This window comes from Actinomyces sp. 594, from assembly GCF_019325145.1.
Taxonomy (GTDB): domain Bacteria; phylum Actinomycetota; class Actinomycetes; order Actinomycetales; family Actinomycetaceae; genus Actinomyces.
The window spans coordinates 47,546-66,901 of sequence record NZ_PIZC01000067.1; the positions used below are offsets into that span (position 1 = coordinate 47,546).

The window sequence follows — 19,356 nt, forward strand, 5'->3', positions numbered from 1 at the left end:
GTATGCATGCCCCCACGCCGAAGGAGCCATGAGCTATGACCCCCACCTGCGCCGACCGGTCCGAGCGCCTGGCGCACGTAGCCGTCGCCCCGGACCTCCTCCCGCTTGTACTCGTCGGCCTGCCCGGCTCGGGCAAGACCACCGTGGCACGGCTACTGGCCACCGCGCTCGGCGTGCAGGTCACCGACACGGATGCGGAGATCCGCCGTCGCGCCCGCATGACCATCCCGGAGATCTTCGCCGCCGAGGGCGAGGAGGGCTTCCGGGACCGCGAGACCCGGGCGCTGCGGGAGGTGCTGACCGGAGAGGCAGCCGCCCACGGTGTAGTGGCGCTGGGCGGCGGCGCGGTGCTGCGCGAGGAGAACCGGCGCCTGCTGCGGGGGCACCAGGTGATACACCTGGTGGCCAGTCCCGCCACGGCAGCTGCCCGCGTCGGTGACGGCGCCGGGCGGCCGCTGGTCGGGCGGGCAGGCCTCGCCGCTGACTCCGGTACGGCAAAAGCGGCCCCGGATGGTGCCCACGCCGATGTGCGCGCTCGCATGGAGACTCTGCACGGCGAGCGCGCGGACCTGTACCGGCAGGTCGCCACTCTCGCCGTGCCCACCGATGGGCTCACCCCCGAGCAGGTCGCCGCGCTGGTGCTGGTGTCCCTGGGGAAGGCGCCCTCTCAGGCTGCCGGCGCACTCGCCGCGACCGACGGCACCCAGCACGCCTCCCGGTCCGCGGCGCCCCGACAGCTTCACACCGGTGGTGTCACCCGCATCACCGTTCCGGGCGCGGCTGGCGCCCGCCCCTACGACGTGGTGGTGGGCACCGGACTGGCGGAAGCAGTTACCCGGGCCGTGGCGCAGGCACCCGGGGCCGCCGCCGGCGGGGTGGCGATAGTCCATGCCGACTCCCTGGCCGAGGTCGCCGCCGAGTACGCGGCCGCACTGGCCGGGGGCGGCCTGCGGGTGGCCCGCATCGAGGTGCCCGGTGGAGAGGGTGCCAAGCAAGCGGCTGTGCTCAACCGGATCTGGGAGCGGCTGGGCGAGTTCCACCTGGGCCGGGACGGATGTGTGGTCGGCGTGGGCGGCGGCGCCACCACCGACCTCGCCGGCTTCGCCGCCGCCACCTGGCTGCGCGGTGTGCCGATCGTGCAGGCGCCCACCACCCTGCTGGCGATGGTCGACGCCGCCGTGGGCGGCAAGACCGGCATCGACACCGAGGCCGGCAAGAACCTGGTGGGCGCGTTCCACCCGCCGGCCGCCGTTATCGCCGACCTGGCCGCCCTGGCCACGCTGCCCGGTGCGGAACTGCGTGCAGGCATGGGGGAGGTCGTCAAGTGCGGTTTCATCGCCGATCCGGTCATCCTGGACCGGGTTCTCGCCGCGCCCGGCCCGCCGCGTGCCGACTCCCCGGTGGTCGCCGAGCTGGTGACGCGATCGGTAGCGGTCAAGGCGGCCGTGGTGGGGGAGGACCTCACCGAGTCGGGGTTGCGGGAGATACTCAATTACGGGCACACCTACGCCCACGCCATTGAAAAGGTCACCGGATACACCTGGCGGCACGGGGAGGCCGTCGCCGTGGGCTGCGTATTCGCCGCCGAGGTCGCCCACCGCCTGGGATATCTGGACGCCGAGACGGTGGCACTGCACCGCCGTGCCTTCGCGGCCGCGGGCCTGCCGGTGGCCTTTCCAGAGGGGGCCGGGGACTTCGACACGCTGCACTCCGCCATGACCGCAGACAAGAAGGTACGGGCCGGCAGGCTGCGCATGGTGCTGCTGGACGGGATCGGCCGGCCGGCGCGCGGCGTGGAGCCCGGCCTGGAGGTGCTGCGTGCCGCCCACGAGGCGGTCACGGCTGTGCCCGCAGCAGATGCGGGAGGCCGGGAGTGAGGCCGTCCGGCGTCGTACTAATCGGCGCCCCCGGCGCAGGGTGCAGCAGCGTCGGCCGAGCCCTGGCGGACGCCACCGGGATGCCTCTGCTCGACCTCGGGCAGGAGACCGCCGCGGCACTGGGTACCGCGCCCGAGCTCGCCCTGGTGGCCGTTCCCGAGGAGCGCTACCGGCGCACCGAGAGGGCCACCGCCCGGTGGGCGCTCGCGCAGGCTGCGGGTGGTGCTGTCATCGCCCTGGGATCCGGCTGCCTGAGTGACGATGGCGTGCGGACGGCCCTGACACGGGCACGTGCGGAAGGGGCTTGCCTGGTGCACCTGACCGCCACCCCGCGGCGCCTGGCCACCCGCAACGGCCTGGACGCCCCGCGGTCCGTCGCCCTGGGCAACGTGCACCAGGCGTTCACGCGGATGCTGCGCGAGCGGGAGGAGGCCTGCGCTCGTGTGGGCGCCGAAGTCGTCGACACCACCGATACCACCCCCGCGCAGGCCGCCGCCGCGATACTGGACCTGGAGCGGTCCGCCAGGGGCGCCCTCGACCGGGGGACGGACGACGCATAGGCTGAGTGCATGTATGTGCCGCGGCACTTCGAACTGCCTGATGACTATGTCACTGAGTTCCTGAACGGTCCCCGTACGGGCAACCTCATCACCGTGCACGCCGACGGCCCGGCGGCCACGCTCGTGCCCTTCTACCGGGACACGGAGCGCAACGCGCTAGTGACTCACCTGGTGCGTAACAACCCCCAGGTGCGTGAGCCGATCACCGGTCCCGGGCTGGTGGTATTCGACGACGTCGACGCCTACGTCTCGCCCCGCTGGTACGCCACCAACGAGGTCAAGGCCAATGTGCCGACCTGGGACTACATCACTGTGCACGTTTTAGGGTCGGTGCGCATCGATCCCAGCCCCGAGGCGGCGCTGCGCGCGGCACGCCGGCTCACCGAGTTGTCCGAGCCGGACGACGTGCTCGGCGCGGTGGGGAAGGAGAAGCTGGAGCGGATGGCGCGGGCGATCGTGGCGGTCGAGGTCGGCATCGAGCGGGTGCAGGGCAAGGCCAAGATGAGCCAGAACCGGCACCCCGATGACATCCGCTCGCTCGCCGCCGAGCTGACCCGCCAGGGGCAGGACCGCATGGCCGAGTTCCTGCTGGAGGTCTCCCTGCCGTATGCCGAGCAGCGCTACGCCACGCTCGCTCGACTGGGCGAGGTGCACGCCCTGCGCGAGGACGTAAAGGGCGTCACCGACTCCCACTAGCCGCCCCCTCGCCGAGGTCGGTCAATGTGGCGCTGGGACATCGCGCAGGCCGTGACCGGCATGACAGAGCCCGTCCGGGGGAGCTGACAGGTGATGGCGGTAGGCTTAACCGGTCTAAGACTTCCAACAATCCTCTAGCGAGTTAGGAACCGCACGTGGCAACGACGAACGACCTGAAGAACGGCATGGTGCTCAACCTGGAGGGCCAGCTGTGGCAGGTAGTCGAGTTCCAGCACGTCAAGCCGGGCAAGGGCCCTGCGTTCGTGCGTACCAAGATCAAGAACGTCCTGTCCGGCAAGACCGTTGACAAGACCTTCAACGCCGGCCTCAAGGTGGAGACTGCCACCGTGGACCGCCGTGACATGCAGTTCTCCTACAAGGACGGCGACGACTTCGTCTTCATGGACGTCAAGACCTACGAGCAGACGTATGTGTCCGCCGACGTCGTCGGGCAGGCGGCCGACCTAATGCTGGAGGGGCAGGACGTCATCGTCGCCTTCCATGAGGACACCGTGCTGTTCGTGGAGCTCCCGGCGGCCGTCGTGCTGACCATCTCCCACACCGAGCCCGGCCTGCAGGGCGACCGCTCCTCGGCGGGAACCAAGCCCGCTACCCTGGAGACCGGCGCCGAGATCCAGGTCCCGCTGTTCCTCAACACCGGCGACAAGGTCAAGGTTGACACCCGTTCCCGCTCCTACATCTCCCGCGTCACCGACTGACCGCCGATGACCGAGTCCATACCGGTTGAGCCGGAGGCGGCGCAAGCGCCCTCCGACGACGCTGCCGCCTCCTCGGCTCAGCACCCCAAGTACCCGGTCACCGCCCGCACCAAGGCGCGGCGGCGTGCCGTCGAAGTCCTCTTCGAGGCCGACCAGCGCGGGTTGCTCCGCGGCGACTCAAGCGTGCAGAACCTCCGGGAGCTGGCCGCGGAGCGGGCATTCCACTCGGCCAACCACACCGAGGCCCCTGCGTATACGCGCCAGGCGCTGGCCGGCGTCGCTGATCACCTCGCCGAGATCGACGAGACCATCGAGACCTATTCCCACGGGTGGGTGCTCAGCCGCATGCCGGCCACGGACCGGGCCATCGCCCGCCTGGCCACCTGGGAGATCGTCTGGAACGACGACGTCGATGCGCCGGTAGCCGTCGACGAGGCGATCACGCTCGCCCGCATGCTGTCGACCGATGACTCCCCCCGCTTCCTCAACGGGCTGCTGGGGCGCATCGGCGACCTTGCAGACACGTTGCGCTGAGCGACGAACGTCCGCAGCCGCGACGCCGCTCCATCCACAACCTTCACCGAGAACGGCACAAGCAACACGCCCAGACCGGTCGAAATGGCACCGCCCCCACCATGCACGAACGTGCGGTGGGGGCGGTGACTGTTTGCCCCGCGGCAGGCACTATTGCCGTGACGATACAAGTTGGCCGGCATCGGGCCGGCCCGTCACGAAGGAGTGCTCTCATGGCTGAGAAGACTGAGCGGATTGTGCTGGCTGATTTGGATGATGGTGTGGGGTGGCTGATACTGCAGGTGGTGTGAGAGTGCCGCCGTCGGGGTCGCGCAGGCACACCGCCTGGGCGCGGCCCCACGGCGCGCGGGCGCCCACTTTGCATGGGCCCGCGCGGCTCAGGAGCATCCCCGTGCGTCGTCGGCGTGGCCGCGAGCGAGGAGAGACTGTCAAAATCGATGACAATCGCCCCCGTGCGCCCGGAATGCCTTCAACAGAATGGCGCGGTACCAACGATCATCGATATACGGCAGATGCCTAGAGGCCCCGTTTGTCATCAATTGTGACAGCGAGTTGATGATGAACCGGCCGCACGTGCATGGGGCGTGGTCGGCGGTGTGATGCCGTATGCGGGACTCCGGGCCTGTGCGCAGGGGACATCCGGCGCAGCTGATGGGGGACTGGCTAAGAGGGCGCTCGTCAGGGGTCGGCGGTCGCCCGGCGAGTGCCCGGCGGCCGACGTTCACCGGGCGGACACCTCCCGCACTCGCCGAGCCGCTGCGCTAACATCGCCCCGAACGACATCCTTGAAGCCCGTCCAGTGAGGCGGAGAAGGAGGTCCACGCACCGTGGCCGCAGCACAGTCCACCGGGAAGCAGATCCTCGGCGCAGCCGAGATTCAGCGATCCCTCGTCCGCATCGCCCACGAGATCCTGGAGCGAAACCACGGCAGCAGCAATTTGGTGCTTCTAGGCATCCCCTCCGGAGGAGTCCCACTGGCGCGGCGCCTGGCCGCCGCCCTAGAGGTCGCCGCCAAGGAGTCCGGCGACCCCGCCGGCGCCCCGCCGGTCGGCACCCTGGACATCACCATGTACCGCGACGACCTCGGCCGCCACCCGATCCGCGTGCCCCAGCCCACCCGCATCCCGGGGGAGAGCCTCGAGGGCCGCACCGTGATCCTCGTCGACGACGTGCTCTTCTCCGGCCGCACCATCCGCGCCGCCCTGGACGCCCTGGGAGCCATCGGCCGCGCCGACGCCGTGCAGCTGGCCGTGCTGGTGGACCGCGGCCACCGCGAGCTGCCCATCCGGGCCGACTACGTGGGCAAGAACCTACCCACCTCCCGCAACGAGAAGGTGGTTGTTTCCCTGACCGAGCTCGGCGCCGACGGCGACGCCGTCACCATCGTCGACGCCGCGACCCAGGAGGCTGCCCGATGAAGCACCTGCTGTCCGCCAAGGACCTGTCCCACGACGAGGCCGTGATGATCCTCGACACCGCCGAGGCCATGGCCGCCACCCAACGCCACGCCGTCAAGAAACTCCCCACCCTGCGTGGCAAGACCGTGGTGAACCTCTTCTTTGAGGACTCCACCCGCACGCGGCTGTCCTTCGAGGCCGCCGCCAAGCGGCTGAGCGCCGACGTCATCAACTTCTCCGCCAAGGGCTCCTCCGTGTCCAAGGGGGAGTCGCTGAAGGACACCGCCCAGACCATCATGGCCATGGGCGCCGACGCCGTCGTGGTGCGCCACTCCGCGTGCGGCGCCGCCCACCTGCTCGCACACGCCGGCTGGATCAACGTGCCCGTGCTCAACGCCGGCGACGGCACCCACCAGCACCCCACCCAGGCGCTCCTAGACGCCATGACCCTGCGCCGCTGGTATACGCCCGGCGGCCCCACCGGGGCCACGCGCGCCGGAGACGGCAGCCCGGCGCCCCAGGGCCGTGACCTGGACGGCGCCCGCGTCATCATCGTCGGCGACGTGCTGCACTCACGGGTGGCCCGCTCCAACGTCGACCTGCTCACCACTCTGGGTGCCCACGTCACCCTGGTCGCCCCACCCACCCTGCTGCCGGTAGGCATGGAGTACTGGCCCTGCGACGTGTCCTATGACTTCGACGCCGCCATCGCCGCCGTCGAGCCCGACGCCGTGATGATGCTGCGCGTGCAGCGCGAGCGCATGAGCGCCGCCGGCGGCGGGTTCTTCCCCAGTCCGGGGGAGTACGCCCGTGGCTATGGCCTCGGCGCCGCACGCCGCGCCGCCATGCCCGAGCACGCGATCGTCATGCACCCCGGCCCCATGAACCGTGGCCTGGAGATCACCGCCGACGCCGCCGACGACCCGCGCTCCCGCGTGGTCGAGCAGGTGGGCAACGGCGTCTCCGTACGCATGGCCGCCCTGTACCTGCTCCTCGCCGACGAAGGGAACCAGCTGTGACCGCCCATCTCCTGCCCGGGGTCCGCCCCTACGGCGAGGACGCCACCGACGTCCTCATCATCGACGATACGATCGCCGCCATCGGCCCCGACGCCGCCGCCCAGGCCCCCGCCGACGTCGTCCGCCACGACGACCTGGCCGGCCTGGTGCTCCTGCCCGGGCTCGTTGACATTCACACGCACCTGCGCCAGCCCGGTGGCGAGAGCGCAGAAACCGTCTACACCGGCACCCGCGCCGCCGCCGTCGGCGGCTACACCGCCGTGTTCGCCATGGCCAACACCACCCCCGTGCAGGACAACGCCGGCGTCGTCGAGCAGGTGCTGCACCTGGGCAACGAGGCCGGCTGGGTGGACGTCCACCCCGTCGGGGCTGTCTCCGAAGGGCTTAAGGGCGAGCACCTGTCCCAGATGGGTGCCATGGCGCACTCCGCCGCTCAGGTGCGCGTCTTCTCCGACGACGGCAAGTGCGTGTCCGACCCGGTGCTCATGCGCCGTGCCCTGGAGTACGCCAAGTCCTTCGACGGCGTGATCGCCCAGCACTCCCAGGACCCCCGGCTCACCGAGGGCTCCCAGATGCATGAGGGCCGCGTCTCGGCCGAGCTCGGCCTGGCGGGCTGGCCCGCCGTCGCCGAGGAGTCGATCATCGCCCGCGACGTCCTGCTGGCGGGGCATGTCGGAAGCCGCCTGCACGTGTGCCACCTGTCCACCGCCGGCAGCGTGGAGATCATCCGCTGGGCCAAGGACCGCGGCATCGACGTCACGGCCGAGGCGACCCCCCACCACCTGCTGCTCACCGATGAGAAGGCCCGCACCTACTCGCCGCTGTACAAGGTGAACCCGCCCCTGCGCACCGCCGCCGATGTGGAGGCGGTCCGGGCGGCGCTGGCCGATGGCACCATCGACGTGGTCGGCACCGACCACGCCCCCCACCCGCGTGAGTCCAAGGACTGCGAGTGGCAGGCCGGCGCCTTCGGTATGACCGGCTTGGAGACCGCCCTGCCGATCATCATCGCCACCATGGTCGAGCCCGGACGCATGAGCTGGCGGGACGTCGCCCGTGTCCTGTCCGAGGCTCCGGCCCGCATCGGCCGGCTGAACGATCAGGGCCGACCGCTGGCCGTGGGCGAGCGCGCCAACCTGGCAGTGGTTGACCCCGGAGTCCGCCGCGTGGTGGACCCGGACGCCCAGTGGACCCGTTCCAGTAACACCCCCTACGCCGGTATGGAGCTGCCCGGGCGAGTCATGGCCACATTCCTCCATGGCCGTCCCACCGTCCTGGATGGCGAGCCGGTAGCGCGGAACCCAGAGGTGACCGAACAGAAGGAGAACGCATGAGTGCCCTAAGCCCAACACCCGTGGCCGCGTACGGCGGCTTCACCAGCCCCGCCCTGCCCGCCTCCGCGCCGATCGAGCGCACGACGGCGCTGCTGGTCCTGGAGGACGGCTACGCGCTGACGGGTCGCTCATACGGCGCGATCGGCTCGACGACCGCCCGGATCGTCTTCAACACCGGCATGACCGGCTACCAGGAGGTCCTGACCGATCCCGACTACGGTCAGCAGATCGTAGTAATGACCTCCCCCCACATCGGCAACACCGGAGTCAATGATGAGGACGGCAAGTCCGACCGGTTCTGCGTAGCCGGAATAGTGGTGCGCGACCCGTCCCGGCGCGCCTCCTCCTGGCGGGCCCGCCGCGAGCTCGAGGCGGAGCTGGTCGCCCAGGGCATCGTCGGCATCTGCGAAGTGGACACCCGCGCCCTGACCCGCCACCTGCGGGACCACGGCACGATGCGCGCCGCGATCTTCTCCGGGGATGCCCTGCCCGACGGCGTCGCCGAGTACCCCGGCTATGCGCCCACCGAGGCGGCTATCGAGTCCTGCCTGCGCACCATGCGCAGTGCCTCCGCCGCCCCCGCAGACACCACGATTCCGAGCACCCCCCAGGAGAACGCCTGATGCCCCGCCGTACCGATATTTCCTCCGTCCTGGTCATCGGCTCAGGCCCGATCGTCATCGGCCAGGCCTGCGAATTCGACTACTCCGGCACCCAGGCCTGCAGAGTGCTGCGTGCCGAGGGCATCCGCGTCATCCTGGTCAACTCCAACCCGGCGACGATCATGACCGACCCGGACATGGCCGATGCCACCTACGTAGAGCCCATCACTCCCGAGGTCGTTGAGGCGATCATCGCCAGGGAGCGCCCCGACGCCCTCCTGCCGAACCTGGGCGGGCAGACCGCCCTGAACACCGCCATGAGCCTGGTGGAGTCTGGGGTCCTGGACAAGTACGGCGTGGAGCTGATCGGGGTACGGGCAGAAGCCATCAACGCCGGCGAGGACCGGGAGGAGTTCAAGCGCGTGGTTGAGCGCTGCGGCGCGGAGGTAGCGCGCAGCGTGATCGCCCACACCATGGACGAGTGCCATGCCGGGGTGGAGGCGCTGGGCGGCTACCCCGTGGTGGTGCGCCCGTCCTTCACCATGGGCGGCCTTGGCTCCGGCTTCGCCTACAACGCCGAGGACCTGGAGCGTATTGCGGGCCAGGGCCTGTCCGACTCGCGCACCACCGAGGTGCTGCTGGAGGAGTCGATCCTGGGCTGGAAGGAGATCGAGCTTGAGGTCATGCGCGACCGCGCCGACAACTGTGTGCTGGTCTGCTCCATTGAGAACGTCGACCCGGTGGGCGTGCACACCGGGGACTCCATTACCATCGCTCCGGCCCTGACCCTCACCGACCGGGAGCTGCAGCGGCTGCGGGATGTTGCCGTCGCCGTCATCCGTGAGGTGGGTGTGGACACCGGCGGCTGCAACATTCAGTTCGCCGTGCACCCGGAGACCGGCCGCGTGATCGTCATCGAGATGAACCCCCGCGTGTCCCGGTCCTCGGCACTGGCATCCAAGGCCACCGGCTTCCCCATCGCCAAGATCGCCGCCCGCCTGGCCATCGGCTACACGCTGGACGAGATCCCCAACGACATCACCGGCTCCACCCCCGCATCCCTGGAGCCCGCGGTGGACTACGTGGTGGTCAAGGTCCCGCGCTTCGCCTTTGAGAAGTTCCGCGGCGCCGACCCGACCCTGACCACAACCATGAAGTCGGTCGGGGAGGCCATGGCCCTGGGCCGCTGCTACACCGAGGCCCTGCAAAAGGCTATGCGCTCGATCGACAAGCCCGGCTCCGTGTTCCACTGGGACGGTCCGGCCCCCACGCCGGAAGAGCTGCCCGGGCTCATCGAGTCGCTGCGCACCCCCACCGAGCACCGGCTGGTAGACCTGCAGCAGGCCATCCGCGGCGGCGCCACCCCGGAGCAGCTCTTCGACGCCACCGCGATCGACCCGTGGTTCCTGGACCAGATGTTCCTGCTCCAGGAAGTCGCCGAGGAGACGCGCACGGCCCCGGCGCTGACCGCCGAGCTGCTTCAGCGCGCCAAGCGGCATGGCTTCTCCGACGCCCAGATCGCGTCCCTGCGCGGCATCGGGGAGGACACGGTGCGCGAAGTTCGCCACGCCTTCGGCCTGCGACCGGTCTACAAGACGGTGGACACCTGCGCCGCCGAGTTCGCCACCACCACCCCTTACCTGTACTCCAGCTACGAGGAGGAGACAGAGGTGGCACCGCGCCAGCGGGAGGCCGTCATCATCCTGGGCGCCGGCCCCAACCGGATCGGCCAGGGCATTGAGTTCGACTACTCCTGCGTACACGCCACCATGGCCCTGTCCGAGCGCTACGACACGGTAATGGTCAACTGCAACCCGGAGACGGTCTCCACCGACTACGACATCTCCGACCGGCTGTACTTCGAGCCGCTGACCTTCGAGGACGTCATGGAGGTCTACGAGGCGGAGCTGGCGGCCGGACCAGTGGCCGGCATGATCGTCCAGCTCGGCGGGCAGACGCCCCTGTCCCTAGCGGCCCGGCTCAAGGCTGCGGGCGTGCCCATCCTGGGCACCACCCCGGAGGCGATCGACGCCGCCGAGGACCGGCAGGTGTTCGGCGTCGTCCTGGAGCGCGCCGGGCTGCCGGCCCCCGCCCACGGGACGGCCCTGAGCGACGAGCAGACCCTGGCCGTGGCCGCGCAGATCGGTTTCCCGGTGCTGGTGCGCCCCAGCTATGTGCTCGGTGGGCGCGGCATGGAGATCGTCTACGACCGCGACGGCCTGGTCGACTACCTCTCCCGCGCCTCCGCGGAGGCCGGCGGCGCCTACGCCAACGGCCCCCTGCTGATCGACCGCTTCCTCGACGACGCCATCGAGATCGACGTCGACGCCCTCTACGACGGCACCGAGCTGTTCCTCGGCGGCGTGATGGAGCACATCGAGGAGGCCGGCATCCACTCCGGCGACTCCGCCTGCGTACTGCCCCCCATGTCCCTGTCCGACACGGAGATCGCCCGCATCCGCCGCTCCACCGAGGCCATTGCCGCCGGGGTGGGGGTGCGCGGACTGATCAACATCCAGTACGCGCTGGTATCCGACACGCTGTACGTGATTGAGGCCAACCCGCGCGCCTCCCGGACTGTGCCCTTCGTTTCCAAGGCGACCGGCGTGCAGCTGGCCAAGGCCGCCGCCCTGCTCATGGCAGGCCAGACCATCGCCGACCTCAAGGCCGCCGGTCACCTGCCCGACGCCGATGCCGCCGTAACCGACCCGCTGGACCCCATTGCGGTGAAGGAGGCGGTCCTGCCGTTCAAGCGGTTCCGCACCCCGTCGGGCCGGGTGGTGGACACGGTGCTGGGCCCGGAGATGCGCTCCACCGGTGAGGTCATGGGCTTTGACGTCGACTTCCCGCGGGCCTTCTCCAAGTCGCAGGACGGCGCCTACGGCGGCCTACCCGGTGAGGGCGCCCTGTTCGTGTCCGTGGCTGACCGGGACAAGCGCGCCATTGTGCTGCCCGTCGCCCGACTGGCCGAGCTCGGATTCACCATCTATGCCACCGCCGGCACCGCCCAGGTACTGCGTCGCAACGGCATCCCGGCAACCCCGGTCCGCAAGGTCAGCGAGGGCCAGGGCGCCCACGGCGAGCAGACCATCGTCGGCCTGATCGAGTCCGGCGCCATCGACATGGTGATAAACACCCCCAAGGGGCAGGGCGCCCGCGCCGACGGATACTCCATCCGTGCCGCCACCACCAGCGCCGACAAGCCCATCATCACCACCGTGCAGGAGCTGCAGGCGGCGGTGCAGGCGCTGGAGGCCAAGCTCGCGGGCCCAATGGGGGTGCGCAGCCTGCAGCAGCACGATGCCGACAGGCACTCCCGGCGCGACCGCGCCCACGCCGGGGGGACCCGCGCATGAGCACGACCCCGGCCCGGAACGGTCGCCCCGTGGAGTCCTCCTTCGGCGCCCGGCTGTCCGCCGCCATGGACGATCACGGACCGCTGTGCGTGGGTATTGACCCGCACGCCTCCCTGCTGCGCGACTGGGGCCTGCCCGACACGCCCGCCGGGCTGCGGGACTTCTCCCTGCGGGTCGTTGACGCGCTCGGCGGGCGGGTGGCGGCGGTCAAGCCGCAGTCGGCGTTCTTCGAGAGGCACGGAGCGGCAGGCATCGGCGTGCTGGAGGAGACGCTGGCCGCTCTGCGGCAGACGGGCACGCTCTGCGTCCTCGACGTCAAGCGGGGTGATATCGGCTCCACCATGTCCGGCTACGCCCAGGCCTATCTGGCAGACGGCGCGCCCCTGGCCGCGGACGCCATTACCGTCTCCCCCTACCTGGGATACGGCTCACTGCGTCCGGCGCTGGACCTGGCGGCCGACGCCGGACGGGGCGTGTTCGTCCTGGCGCTGACCTCCAACCCGGAGGGAGCCGCCGTGCAGCATGCGCGTGGACCGGCGGGACGGGCCGTGGCCGCCGAGGTGGTGGCCGGGGCCACCGCCTCCAATGCTGCCGCCCGCGCCGCCGGTGAGCTCGGCAGCGTGGGCCTGGTGATAGGCGCCACCGTTGGCGACGCCGTGCGCGAGCTGGACCTGGACCTGCTGGCCGCGGGCGGGCCGCTGCTGGCCCCCGGTGTGGGGGCGCAGGGAGGCGGTGCCGCCGAGCTGCGGGCCGTGTTCGGAGCTGCACGCCGCAATGTGCTGGCGTCCACATCCCGCGGCGTGCTGGGAGCCGGCCCCGATCGCGAGGCCCTGCGGCAGGCCGCCGACAGCGCCGTCGCCGAGGCCGGGGCAGCACTGCGTGCCTGACGCCGGCCCGAGGCGCCACGCGGGACGTGCGCCGTGACGGCGCCCGGGCATAACCTGACCATGTGGCAGAAGTCCCGACTGCCGATGGAGGAAACATGGTGATCCCCGAACTGACTCCCGGGCAGCGTGCGGCTGCGCTTTACAAGGCGGCCGCGGCCCGAGACCGCCGCGCCCGTGCGAAGGCCGAGCTCAAGCGCGGCACCCTGACCGTTTCCGCCCTGTTCGAGGCGGCGCAGAATGATGAGGCCCTGGCCAAGATGCGGGCGCTGGACCTACTGCGCTCGCTGCCGCGCGTGGGCACCGTGGGAGCACAGGCACTGCTGCAGGAGCTCGGTATTGCCGCAAGTCGGCGGGTGCGGGGCCTGGGTAGCCGCCAGCGTGCCGAGCTTGTGCGCCGTTTCGGCTGACACCGGCGCACGGGGCATGATGGGAGCATGACCGCAGCCCAGGTGCCTCCCGCCCGACTCACTGTGATAGCCGGGCCGACCGCCGTGGGGAAGGGCACGCTCGTCGCCGAGCTACGCCGCCGCCACCCCGACCTGTTCGTGTCCGTCTCAGCGACGACGCGCGCGCCCAGGCCCGGCGAGCGCGACGGCATTCACTACCACTTCGTATCGGACGCGGAGTTCGACCGCCTGATCGAGCGCGGGGACATGCTGGAATGGGCGCAGGTGCACGGTACTCACCGCTACGGCACCCCCCGGGGTCCGGTGCAGGAGCAGCTGGATGCAGGCCGCCCGGCGCTGCTTGAGATCGACCTGGCCGGTGCACGCCAGGTGCGCGCCGCCATGCCCGAGGCCCAGCTGGTGTTCATCGCGCCGCCGAGCTGGGAGGAGCTCGTGTCCCGCCTGCTCGGGCGTGGCACTGAGTCGGAGCAGGAGCAGGATCGCCGCCTGGCCACTGCACGGGTCGAGCTACAGGCAGCGGGCGAGTTCGACCGCACCATCATCAACGACTCCGTGGCACGTGCCACGGACGAGCTAGAAGACGCGCTCGGGTTGAGCGGCTAAAATAGGGTGCTCGCGGTGCGGTAGCCTGTAACCGCGGCCGCGCCCGCACATACCGGGACCACAATCAGGTAGCAATCACATTGGGAGACAAGCACATGCTCGGAACCTCCGCTGACCCCGAGGGTATCACCAACCCTCCCATTGACGACCTGCTGGAGAAGGTCGACTCCAAGTACGGGCTGGTGGTGGAGGCCGCCAAGCGTGCCCGGCAGATCAATAGCTACACCCAGCAGCTGGAGGACAACCAGTTCGAGTACTTCGGGCCGCTGGTGGAGGCGGAGACCGAGGAGAAGGCCCTGAGCGTCGCACTGCGCGAGGTCGCCGCGAGCAAGCTCCAGGTCATTCCCGGGGACGAGGCCCGCGCCCGCCGTGCCGAGGCAGAGGAGGCCCGCCGCGCCGCCGAGGCCGATATGTTCTCCGACATCTCCCTGGACACCCCGCTGGATCTCGGCGGCCAGGAGGAGACCGGATCCGCCACCGGCCTGGATGACATCCAGTTCTGAGGGCAGTCTGCTCCAGGACCACTAGTCGGCCAGCCGTACCTGCCATGAACGCAGAACTCCCCAGTGCCCGAGGCGCCCGCGCGCCTCGGGCACTGCGCGTCGTCGTGGGGATATCCGGATCCATCTCTGCATACAAGGCGCCCTCGGTGATTCGGCTGCTGCGCGCTGCCGGGCACGAGGTGCGCACCGTGCCCACGGCGGCAGCGCTGCGCTTCATTGGCGCGCCGGCACTGTCCGCCGTGACCGGATCCCCGGTGCAGGCCGGTGTCTTTGAGGACCCGGCCGCAGTGGCGCACGTGGAGACGGGGGAGTGGGCTGAACTGGTTGTGGTGGCGCCGGCCTCGGCCGACCTTCTCGCCCGGGCGGCCGCGGGCCGCGCGGACGACCTGCTCACCGCTACCCTGCTGACCACCACCGCGCCGGTGGTGATGGCCCCGGCGATGCACACGCAGATGTGGAACCACCCGGCCACCCGCGAGAATGTGGCGACGCTGCGCCGCCGCGGCGTAACCGTGATAGACCCTGACAGTGGGCCGCTGACCGGCTCCGGTTACGGGTCGGGGCGCCTGCCCGCGCCGGAGGTCATCGTGTCCCGCGCCTTGGCCGTGCTGGACACCGCGCACACCCGTGCACAACCCGACCTGGTCGGCCGGCACGTGGTCGTCTCCGCAGGCGGAACCCGTGAGCCTCTGGATCCTGTGCGCTACCTGGGCAATCGCTCTTCGGGGCGCCAGGGAGCCGCCGTCGCGTGCGCCGCTGCGGCCCGCGGTGCACGCGTGACCCTGGTGTCCGCACACGTTGACTCGCAGGTACTGGCGGCGCTGCCGGCACAGGTAGAGGTAGTCCCCGTGACTACCGCCCTGGAACTGCGTGATGCGGTGCGCGCCGCCGCAGCGGATGCCGACGCGGTGGTGATGGCCGCCGCGGTGGCCGACTTCCGCCCCGCAGCCGTGGCCGGAGCCAAGCTCAAGAAGCACCCGCTCGCGGTGTCGGCCGCGCCGGAGCAGGAGGCCGCGCCCAGCGTCCCGACAATCGCGCTGGTGGAGAATCCCGACGTGCTGGCCGAGCTGGTAACGGATCCACCGCGCCGTGACGGCGCACCCATCGTTGTGGTCGGGTTTGCCGCGGAGACCGGTGACGCCGAGGGCGACGTGCTGGACCACGGCGCCGCCAAGGCGCGCCGCAAGGGCGCCGACCTGCTGGCCGTCAACGCCGTCGGCACGCACACGGGTTTTGGTGACGTCCCCAACACCGTTGTGGTCCTCGATGCCGCCGGCCGGGAAGTCGGCCGTGCCAGCGGCTCGAAGCAGGAGGTTGCCACGGTGCTAATGGAGATGATCGCGGTGCGCCTGGGGCGCTGACAGCGCTCGACCCCGGTCGGCGGGGCGCCGTCCGGGGCGGTGAGAGCGGTGCCTGCTGCCACTGGTATCCTCAGCCTCTCTGGTGGGGCGAAGGAGGCAACTCCGAATATCCGATCACTCGATCATCCACCCCGCGACCACGCACCCACCAACTAGCAAGGACCACACCGCTTATGGCATCCAACTCCCTCCGCATGTTCACCTCCGAGTCCGTCACCGAGGGGCACCCGGACAAGATCTGCGACCGCGTCTCGGACGCGATCCTGGACGCGATCCTAGCCCAGGACCCGGCCGCGCATGTTGCTGTGGAGACCATGGCCACCACCGGGCTCGTGCACGTCGCCGGCGAGGTGAGCACGAGCGCCTATGTGGAGATCCCCGACATCGTCCGCAGCGAGATCGTCTCCATCGGCTACACCTCCTCCGAGGTTTGCTTCGACGGCGCCTCCTGCGGCGTGTCGATCTCAATCGGCCAGCAGTCACCCGACATCGCCGCAGGCGTGGACAAGGCCCTGCAGGTGCGCGGCGACGCCGCGGACCTGGACCCCCTGGACTTCCAGGGAGCCGGCGATCAGGGGCTGATGTTCGGCTACGCCTGCACGGACACCACCGAGCTCATGCCGCTGCCGATTCACCTGGCCCACCGGTTGGCGGAACGCCTGGCGTACGTGCGCAAGCGGGGCATCATTGACGGACTGCGGCCGGACGGTAAGACCCAGGTCACCATCGGCTACGACGGTGCCACCCCGGTTTCGCTGGGAGGAGTCGTGGTGTCCACCCAGCACGATCCGGACCGCAGCCGGGCCTGGCTGACAGACGCGGTCAACCAGGAGGTGATCCGCCCCGTGCTGGACGCCGAGGAGGACAAGGGCCTGAGGCTTGCCACCGCCGACGCCGAGGTCCTGGTCAATCCCTCCGGCCAGTTCGTGATCGGCGGACCCGCCGGTGACGCCGGCCTGACCGGTCGCAAGGTCATCGTGGACACCTACGGGGGCATGGCCCGTCACGGCGGGGGCGCCTTCTCCGGCAAGGATCCCTCCAAGGTGGACCGCTCCGGCGCCTACGCCATGCGGTGGGTCGCGAAGAACGTGGTCGCCGCGGGACTGGCAGACCGTTGCGAGGTACAGATTGCCTACGCGATCGGATCCGCGCGCCCCGTGGGACTGTACGTGGAGACCTTCGGCACCGAGCAGGTGCCCGTGGAGCGGATCACCACCGCCATCGAGGAAGTATTCGACCTACGGCCGGCCGCGATCGTGCGCGATCTGGACCTGCTGCGGCCGATCTACCGGAGCACCAGCGCATACGGTCACTTCGGCCGTGCGGGGTTCACCTGGGAGAACACCGACCGGGCCGCGGCTCTACGCGCCGCCTGCTGAGGACTTCAGGCGGGGGAGCGGTCGTGGTCCCGGGCGTTGGCGTACCCGGCGCGCAGGCGCAGCAGGGCTCGCTCCTGGACGCCCCGGCGACTGCGGTGCGCCGCGTGACGGCCGCGGGAGTGAGGCTGCCCGTGGCGCGCGTGCTGCTGGAGACCGCCGTGCCCCACCTGGACCGGCTATTCGACTACCTGGTGCCGCCCGAGCTCGACGTCGCCGCAGGCGTGGGCACACGCGTGGTCGTCCGCTTCGGTGGGCAGGACATGCACGGCTGGATCTGGGAGCGTGCAGGCACCACCACCCACCCCGGCAGGCTCGCCGCCATCCGCCGGGTCGTCTACGACCTGCCGGTGCTGACCACCGAGACGATGCGACTGATTGAACTGGTGGCGGCACGTAGCGCCGGGGTGCGCTCCGATGTCGTCCGGCTGGCCGTCCCGGCCCGGCACGCCACCACCGAGCGCGAGGAGCGTGAGCGGCCGACTCCGCAGCTGCCGCAGTGGTTGCCGCCGTCCACCGATGCCTGGGCGGTCTACGACGGCGGTCCCGACTTCCTGCGGGAGCTCGGCGCCGGCCGCGCCCCACGCGCCGTCTGGACCGCTCTTCCCGGTCGCCGCGGGCAGGTGGCGCACTGGACCACTCTGCTCGCCGACGCCGCCCGGGCCACGCTGGCCAGCGGGCGCGGCGTACTGGTGCTCCTCGCCACGACGCAGCGCGCCGAGTCCGTGGCCGCGGACTTGAGCTCCGCCCTGGCGGGAGAGAGCGTAGCGGTCCTGTCCGCTGAGCATGGCCCCTCTCGGCGCTACCGGGCATTCTTGCGCGCGCTCAGCGGGAGGGCCCGCGTAGTCGTTGGCACCCGCGCGGCCGCCTTCGCCCCGGTTAGCAATCTGGGCCTGGCAGTCATCTGGGACGACGGCGATGACCGGCTCGATGAGCTACACGCCCCCTACGTCCATGCCCGCACCGTGCTGGCGCTGCGTAGCGGCTCGGCCGGAGCCGGATTGCTGATCGGCGGGTATACGCGCTCGGTTGAGGCCCAGGCCTATGTGGAGCAGGGCTGGGCAGTTGATCTTCACGCCCGCCGGGAGACGGTGCGCGCCGCCGTAGCGCGCGTGCAGGTGCCCGGCGCCCCCGAGCTTGAGGCGGAGGGCCCCTCCGGCGGCGCCCGCATCCCTTCCCTGGCCCACCGGGCTGTACGTGCGGCCCTGGCGCACGGTCCGGTGCTGGTACAGGTGCCACGCGGGGGATACGCACCGCTGGTGGCCTGCTCCCGCTGCCGGGAGGTAGCCCGCTGTGGCTACTGCTCCGGACCGCTGGCCATGGGCCGGGACGGGACGATCACCTGCCGCTGGTGCGCACGCACGGCCGCGAACTGGCGCTGCCCCACGTGCGGCAGCCGGCGTTTACGCATGGTGCAGGTAGGTACCACCCGCACCGCGGAGGAGCTGGGCCGGGCCTTCCCGGGCACCCCCGTCGTGACCTCCGGCGCACGTGAGGACCATGGGGTGATCGCCACGGTAGACGCCCGCCCGCGCTTGGTGATCGCCACCCCGGGGGCGGAGCCGGTGGCCGAGGGCGGCTACCGGGCAGTGCTGCTGCTGGACGGGGCGGCGCTGTCCGCCCGCGCCGAGCTGGGTGCCTCCAGCCAGGCCCTGCGGCACTGGACGAATGCCGTTGTACTGGCGGATCCGCAGGCGCGGGTAATGGTCCTGGGCCGCCCCCATCCGGTGGTGGCACAGGCACTGGTGCGGTGGGACCATGCGGGGTTCGCCCGGCGCGAGCTGGAGGAGCGGGCCCAGCTGCACCTGCCGCCGGGCTGGCGCGCCGCCCGCGTGGACGGCCCGCGTTCCCGCCTGGAGGGAATCTTCGAACGGGCGCGGGCGGCTGGTTTTGAGGTGCTGGGGCCCGTCGCGGTCCCCGCCCGTGCTGCGGGCGGTCCCGGCGCCCCGGAGGCGCAGCCGGAGCCGGAGGCCACGCGGGGCCTCATCCGCACGCCCCTGCCGCGGGGGCGCGAATTGGCCGAGTTCCTGCGACTGCAGGTGCGGGAGGCGTCGGTAAGGCGGGAGGATCCCGTCCGCGTCGAGCTCGACCCGACCGTTTTGTGGTAGCAGCTGCCGGCGCACTG

General features: G+C 70.9%; 16 protein-coding genes and 1 pseudogene. All 17 read left to right on the forward strand.

Annotated features, from left to right (window positions below; genetic code table 11):
- Nucleotides 1-35: 35 nt before the first annotated feature.
- The 17 genes and pseudogenes from aroB to GZ998_RS12085 all read left to right on the forward strand — a co-directional run bounded on the left by aroB (nucleotide 36) and on the right by GZ998_RS12085 (nucleotide 19,339).
- Complete coding sequence (aroB, locus tag GZ998_RS12005; RefSeq protein ID WP_219109977.1) at nucleotides 36-1,877, forward strand: 3-dehydroquinate synthase; 1,842 nt, start codon at nucleotides 36-38, stop codon at nucleotides 1,875-1,877.
- The gene (locus GZ998_RS12010; RefSeq protein ID WP_162678545.1) at nucleotides 1,874-2,437 is read left to right on the forward strand and encodes a shikimate kinase; all 564 of its coding nucleotides are present in this window, start codon (nucleotides 1,874-1,876) and stop codon (nucleotides 2,435-2,437) included. Before aroB ends, GZ998_RS12010 begins: the two co-directional genes overlap by 4 nt.
- Before the next feature lie 9 nt (nucleotides 2,438-2,446).
- Nucleotides 2,447-3,133 carry an FMN-binding negative transcriptional regulator gene (locus GZ998_RS12015; RefSeq protein ID WP_162678544.1) on the forward strand — a complete coding sequence of 229 codons (687 nt, stop codon included), beginning with the start codon at nucleotides 2,447-2,449 and terminating at the stop codon, nucleotides 3,131-3,133.
- A 155-nt stretch (nucleotides 3,134-3,288) separates the two neighbouring features.
- Nucleotides 3,289-3,852 (forward strand): elongation factor P, encoded by a 564-nt coding sequence (gene efp / locus GZ998_RS12020; protein WP_162678543.1) that lies wholly within the window; start codon nucleotides 3,289-3,291, stop codon nucleotides 3,850-3,852.
- Nucleotides 3,853-3,858: 6 nt separating this feature from the next.
- On the forward strand, nucleotides 3,859-4,386 hold the full coding sequence (nusB, locus tag GZ998_RS12025; protein WP_161924058.1) for a transcription antitermination factor NusB: 528 nt from the start codon (nucleotides 3,859-3,861) through the stop codon (nucleotides 4,384-4,386).
- A gap of 827 nt (nucleotides 4,387-5,213) precedes the next feature.
- Nucleotides 5,214-5,804, forward strand: a complete 591-nt coding sequence (gene pyrR, locus GZ998_RS12030; RefSeq protein ID WP_161924057.1) for a bifunctional pyr operon transcriptional regulator/uracil phosphoribosyltransferase PyrR — start codon at nucleotides 5,214-5,216, stop codon at nucleotides 5,802-5,804.
- Nucleotides 5,801-6,802, forward strand: a complete 1,002-nt coding sequence (locus GZ998_RS12035; RefSeq protein WP_219109978.1) for an aspartate carbamoyltransferase catalytic subunit — start codon at nucleotides 5,801-5,803, stop codon at nucleotides 6,800-6,802. The genes pyrR and GZ998_RS12035 overlap by 4 nt, the downstream gene beginning before the upstream one ends.
- On the forward strand, nucleotides 6,799-8,136 hold the full coding sequence (locus GZ998_RS12040) for a dihydroorotase (RefSeq protein ID WP_219109980.1): 1,338 nt from the start codon (nucleotides 6,799-6,801) through the stop codon (nucleotides 8,134-8,136). The genes GZ998_RS12035 and GZ998_RS12040 overlap by 4 nt, the downstream gene beginning before the upstream one ends.
- 53 nt (nucleotides 8,137-8,189) lie before the next feature.
- Nucleotides 8,190-8,711: pseudogene (locus GZ998_RS12045) on the forward strand (carbamoyl-phosphate synthase domain-containing protein); the annotation flags it as partial.
- 47 nt (nucleotides 8,712-8,758) lie between these two features.
- Nucleotides 8,759-12,094, forward strand: coding sequence for a carbamoyl-phosphate synthase large subunit (gene carB, locus GZ998_RS12050; RefSeq protein WP_219109985.1), 3,336 nt, complete (start codon nucleotides 8,759-8,761; stop codon nucleotides 12,092-12,094).
- Entirely contained in the window at nucleotides 12,091-12,981 is an 891-nt protein-coding gene (pyrF, locus tag GZ998_RS12055; protein ID WP_219109987.1) for an orotidine-5'-phosphate decarboxylase, read from the forward strand. The genes carB and pyrF overlap by 4 nt, the downstream gene beginning before the upstream one ends.
- 95 nt (nucleotides 12,982-13,076) lie before the next feature.
- Nucleotides 13,077-13,388 (forward strand): integration host factor, actinobacterial type, encoded by a 312-nt coding sequence (mihF, locus tag GZ998_RS12060; protein WP_161925327.1) that lies wholly within the window; start codon nucleotides 13,077-13,079, stop codon nucleotides 13,386-13,388.
- Nucleotides 13,389-13,415: 27 nt separating this feature from the next.
- A complete protein-coding gene (gene gmk / locus GZ998_RS12065) occupies nucleotides 13,416-13,991 on the forward strand; it encodes a guanylate kinase (protein ID WP_161924053.1) in 576 nt (191 codons plus the stop codon).
- Between the two features lie 95 nt (nucleotides 13,992-14,086).
- Nucleotides 14,087-14,494, forward strand: a complete 408-nt coding sequence (gene rpoZ / locus GZ998_RS12070) for a DNA-directed RNA polymerase subunit omega (protein WP_162678537.1) — start codon at nucleotides 14,087-14,089, stop codon at nucleotides 14,492-14,494.
- 44 nt (nucleotides 14,495-14,538) lie between these two features.
- On the forward strand, nucleotides 14,539-15,855 hold the full coding sequence (gene coaBC / locus GZ998_RS12075) for a bifunctional phosphopantothenoylcysteine decarboxylase/phosphopantothenate--cysteine ligase CoaBC (protein WP_162678536.1): 1,317 nt from the start codon (nucleotides 14,539-14,541) through the stop codon (nucleotides 15,853-15,855).
- Nucleotides 15,856-16,028: 173 nt separating this feature from the next.
- Complete coding sequence (metK, locus tag GZ998_RS12080) at nucleotides 16,029-17,234, forward strand: methionine adenosyltransferase (RefSeq protein WP_162678535.1); 1,206 nt, start codon at nucleotides 16,029-16,031, stop codon at nucleotides 17,232-17,234.
- 23 nt (nucleotides 17,235-17,257) lie between these two features.
- Nucleotides 17,258-19,339, forward strand: a complete 2,082-nt coding sequence (locus GZ998_RS12085; RefSeq protein WP_308807250.1) for a primosomal protein N' — start codon at nucleotides 17,258-17,260, stop codon at nucleotides 19,337-19,339.
- Nucleotides 19,340-19,356: the final 17 nt, after the last annotated feature.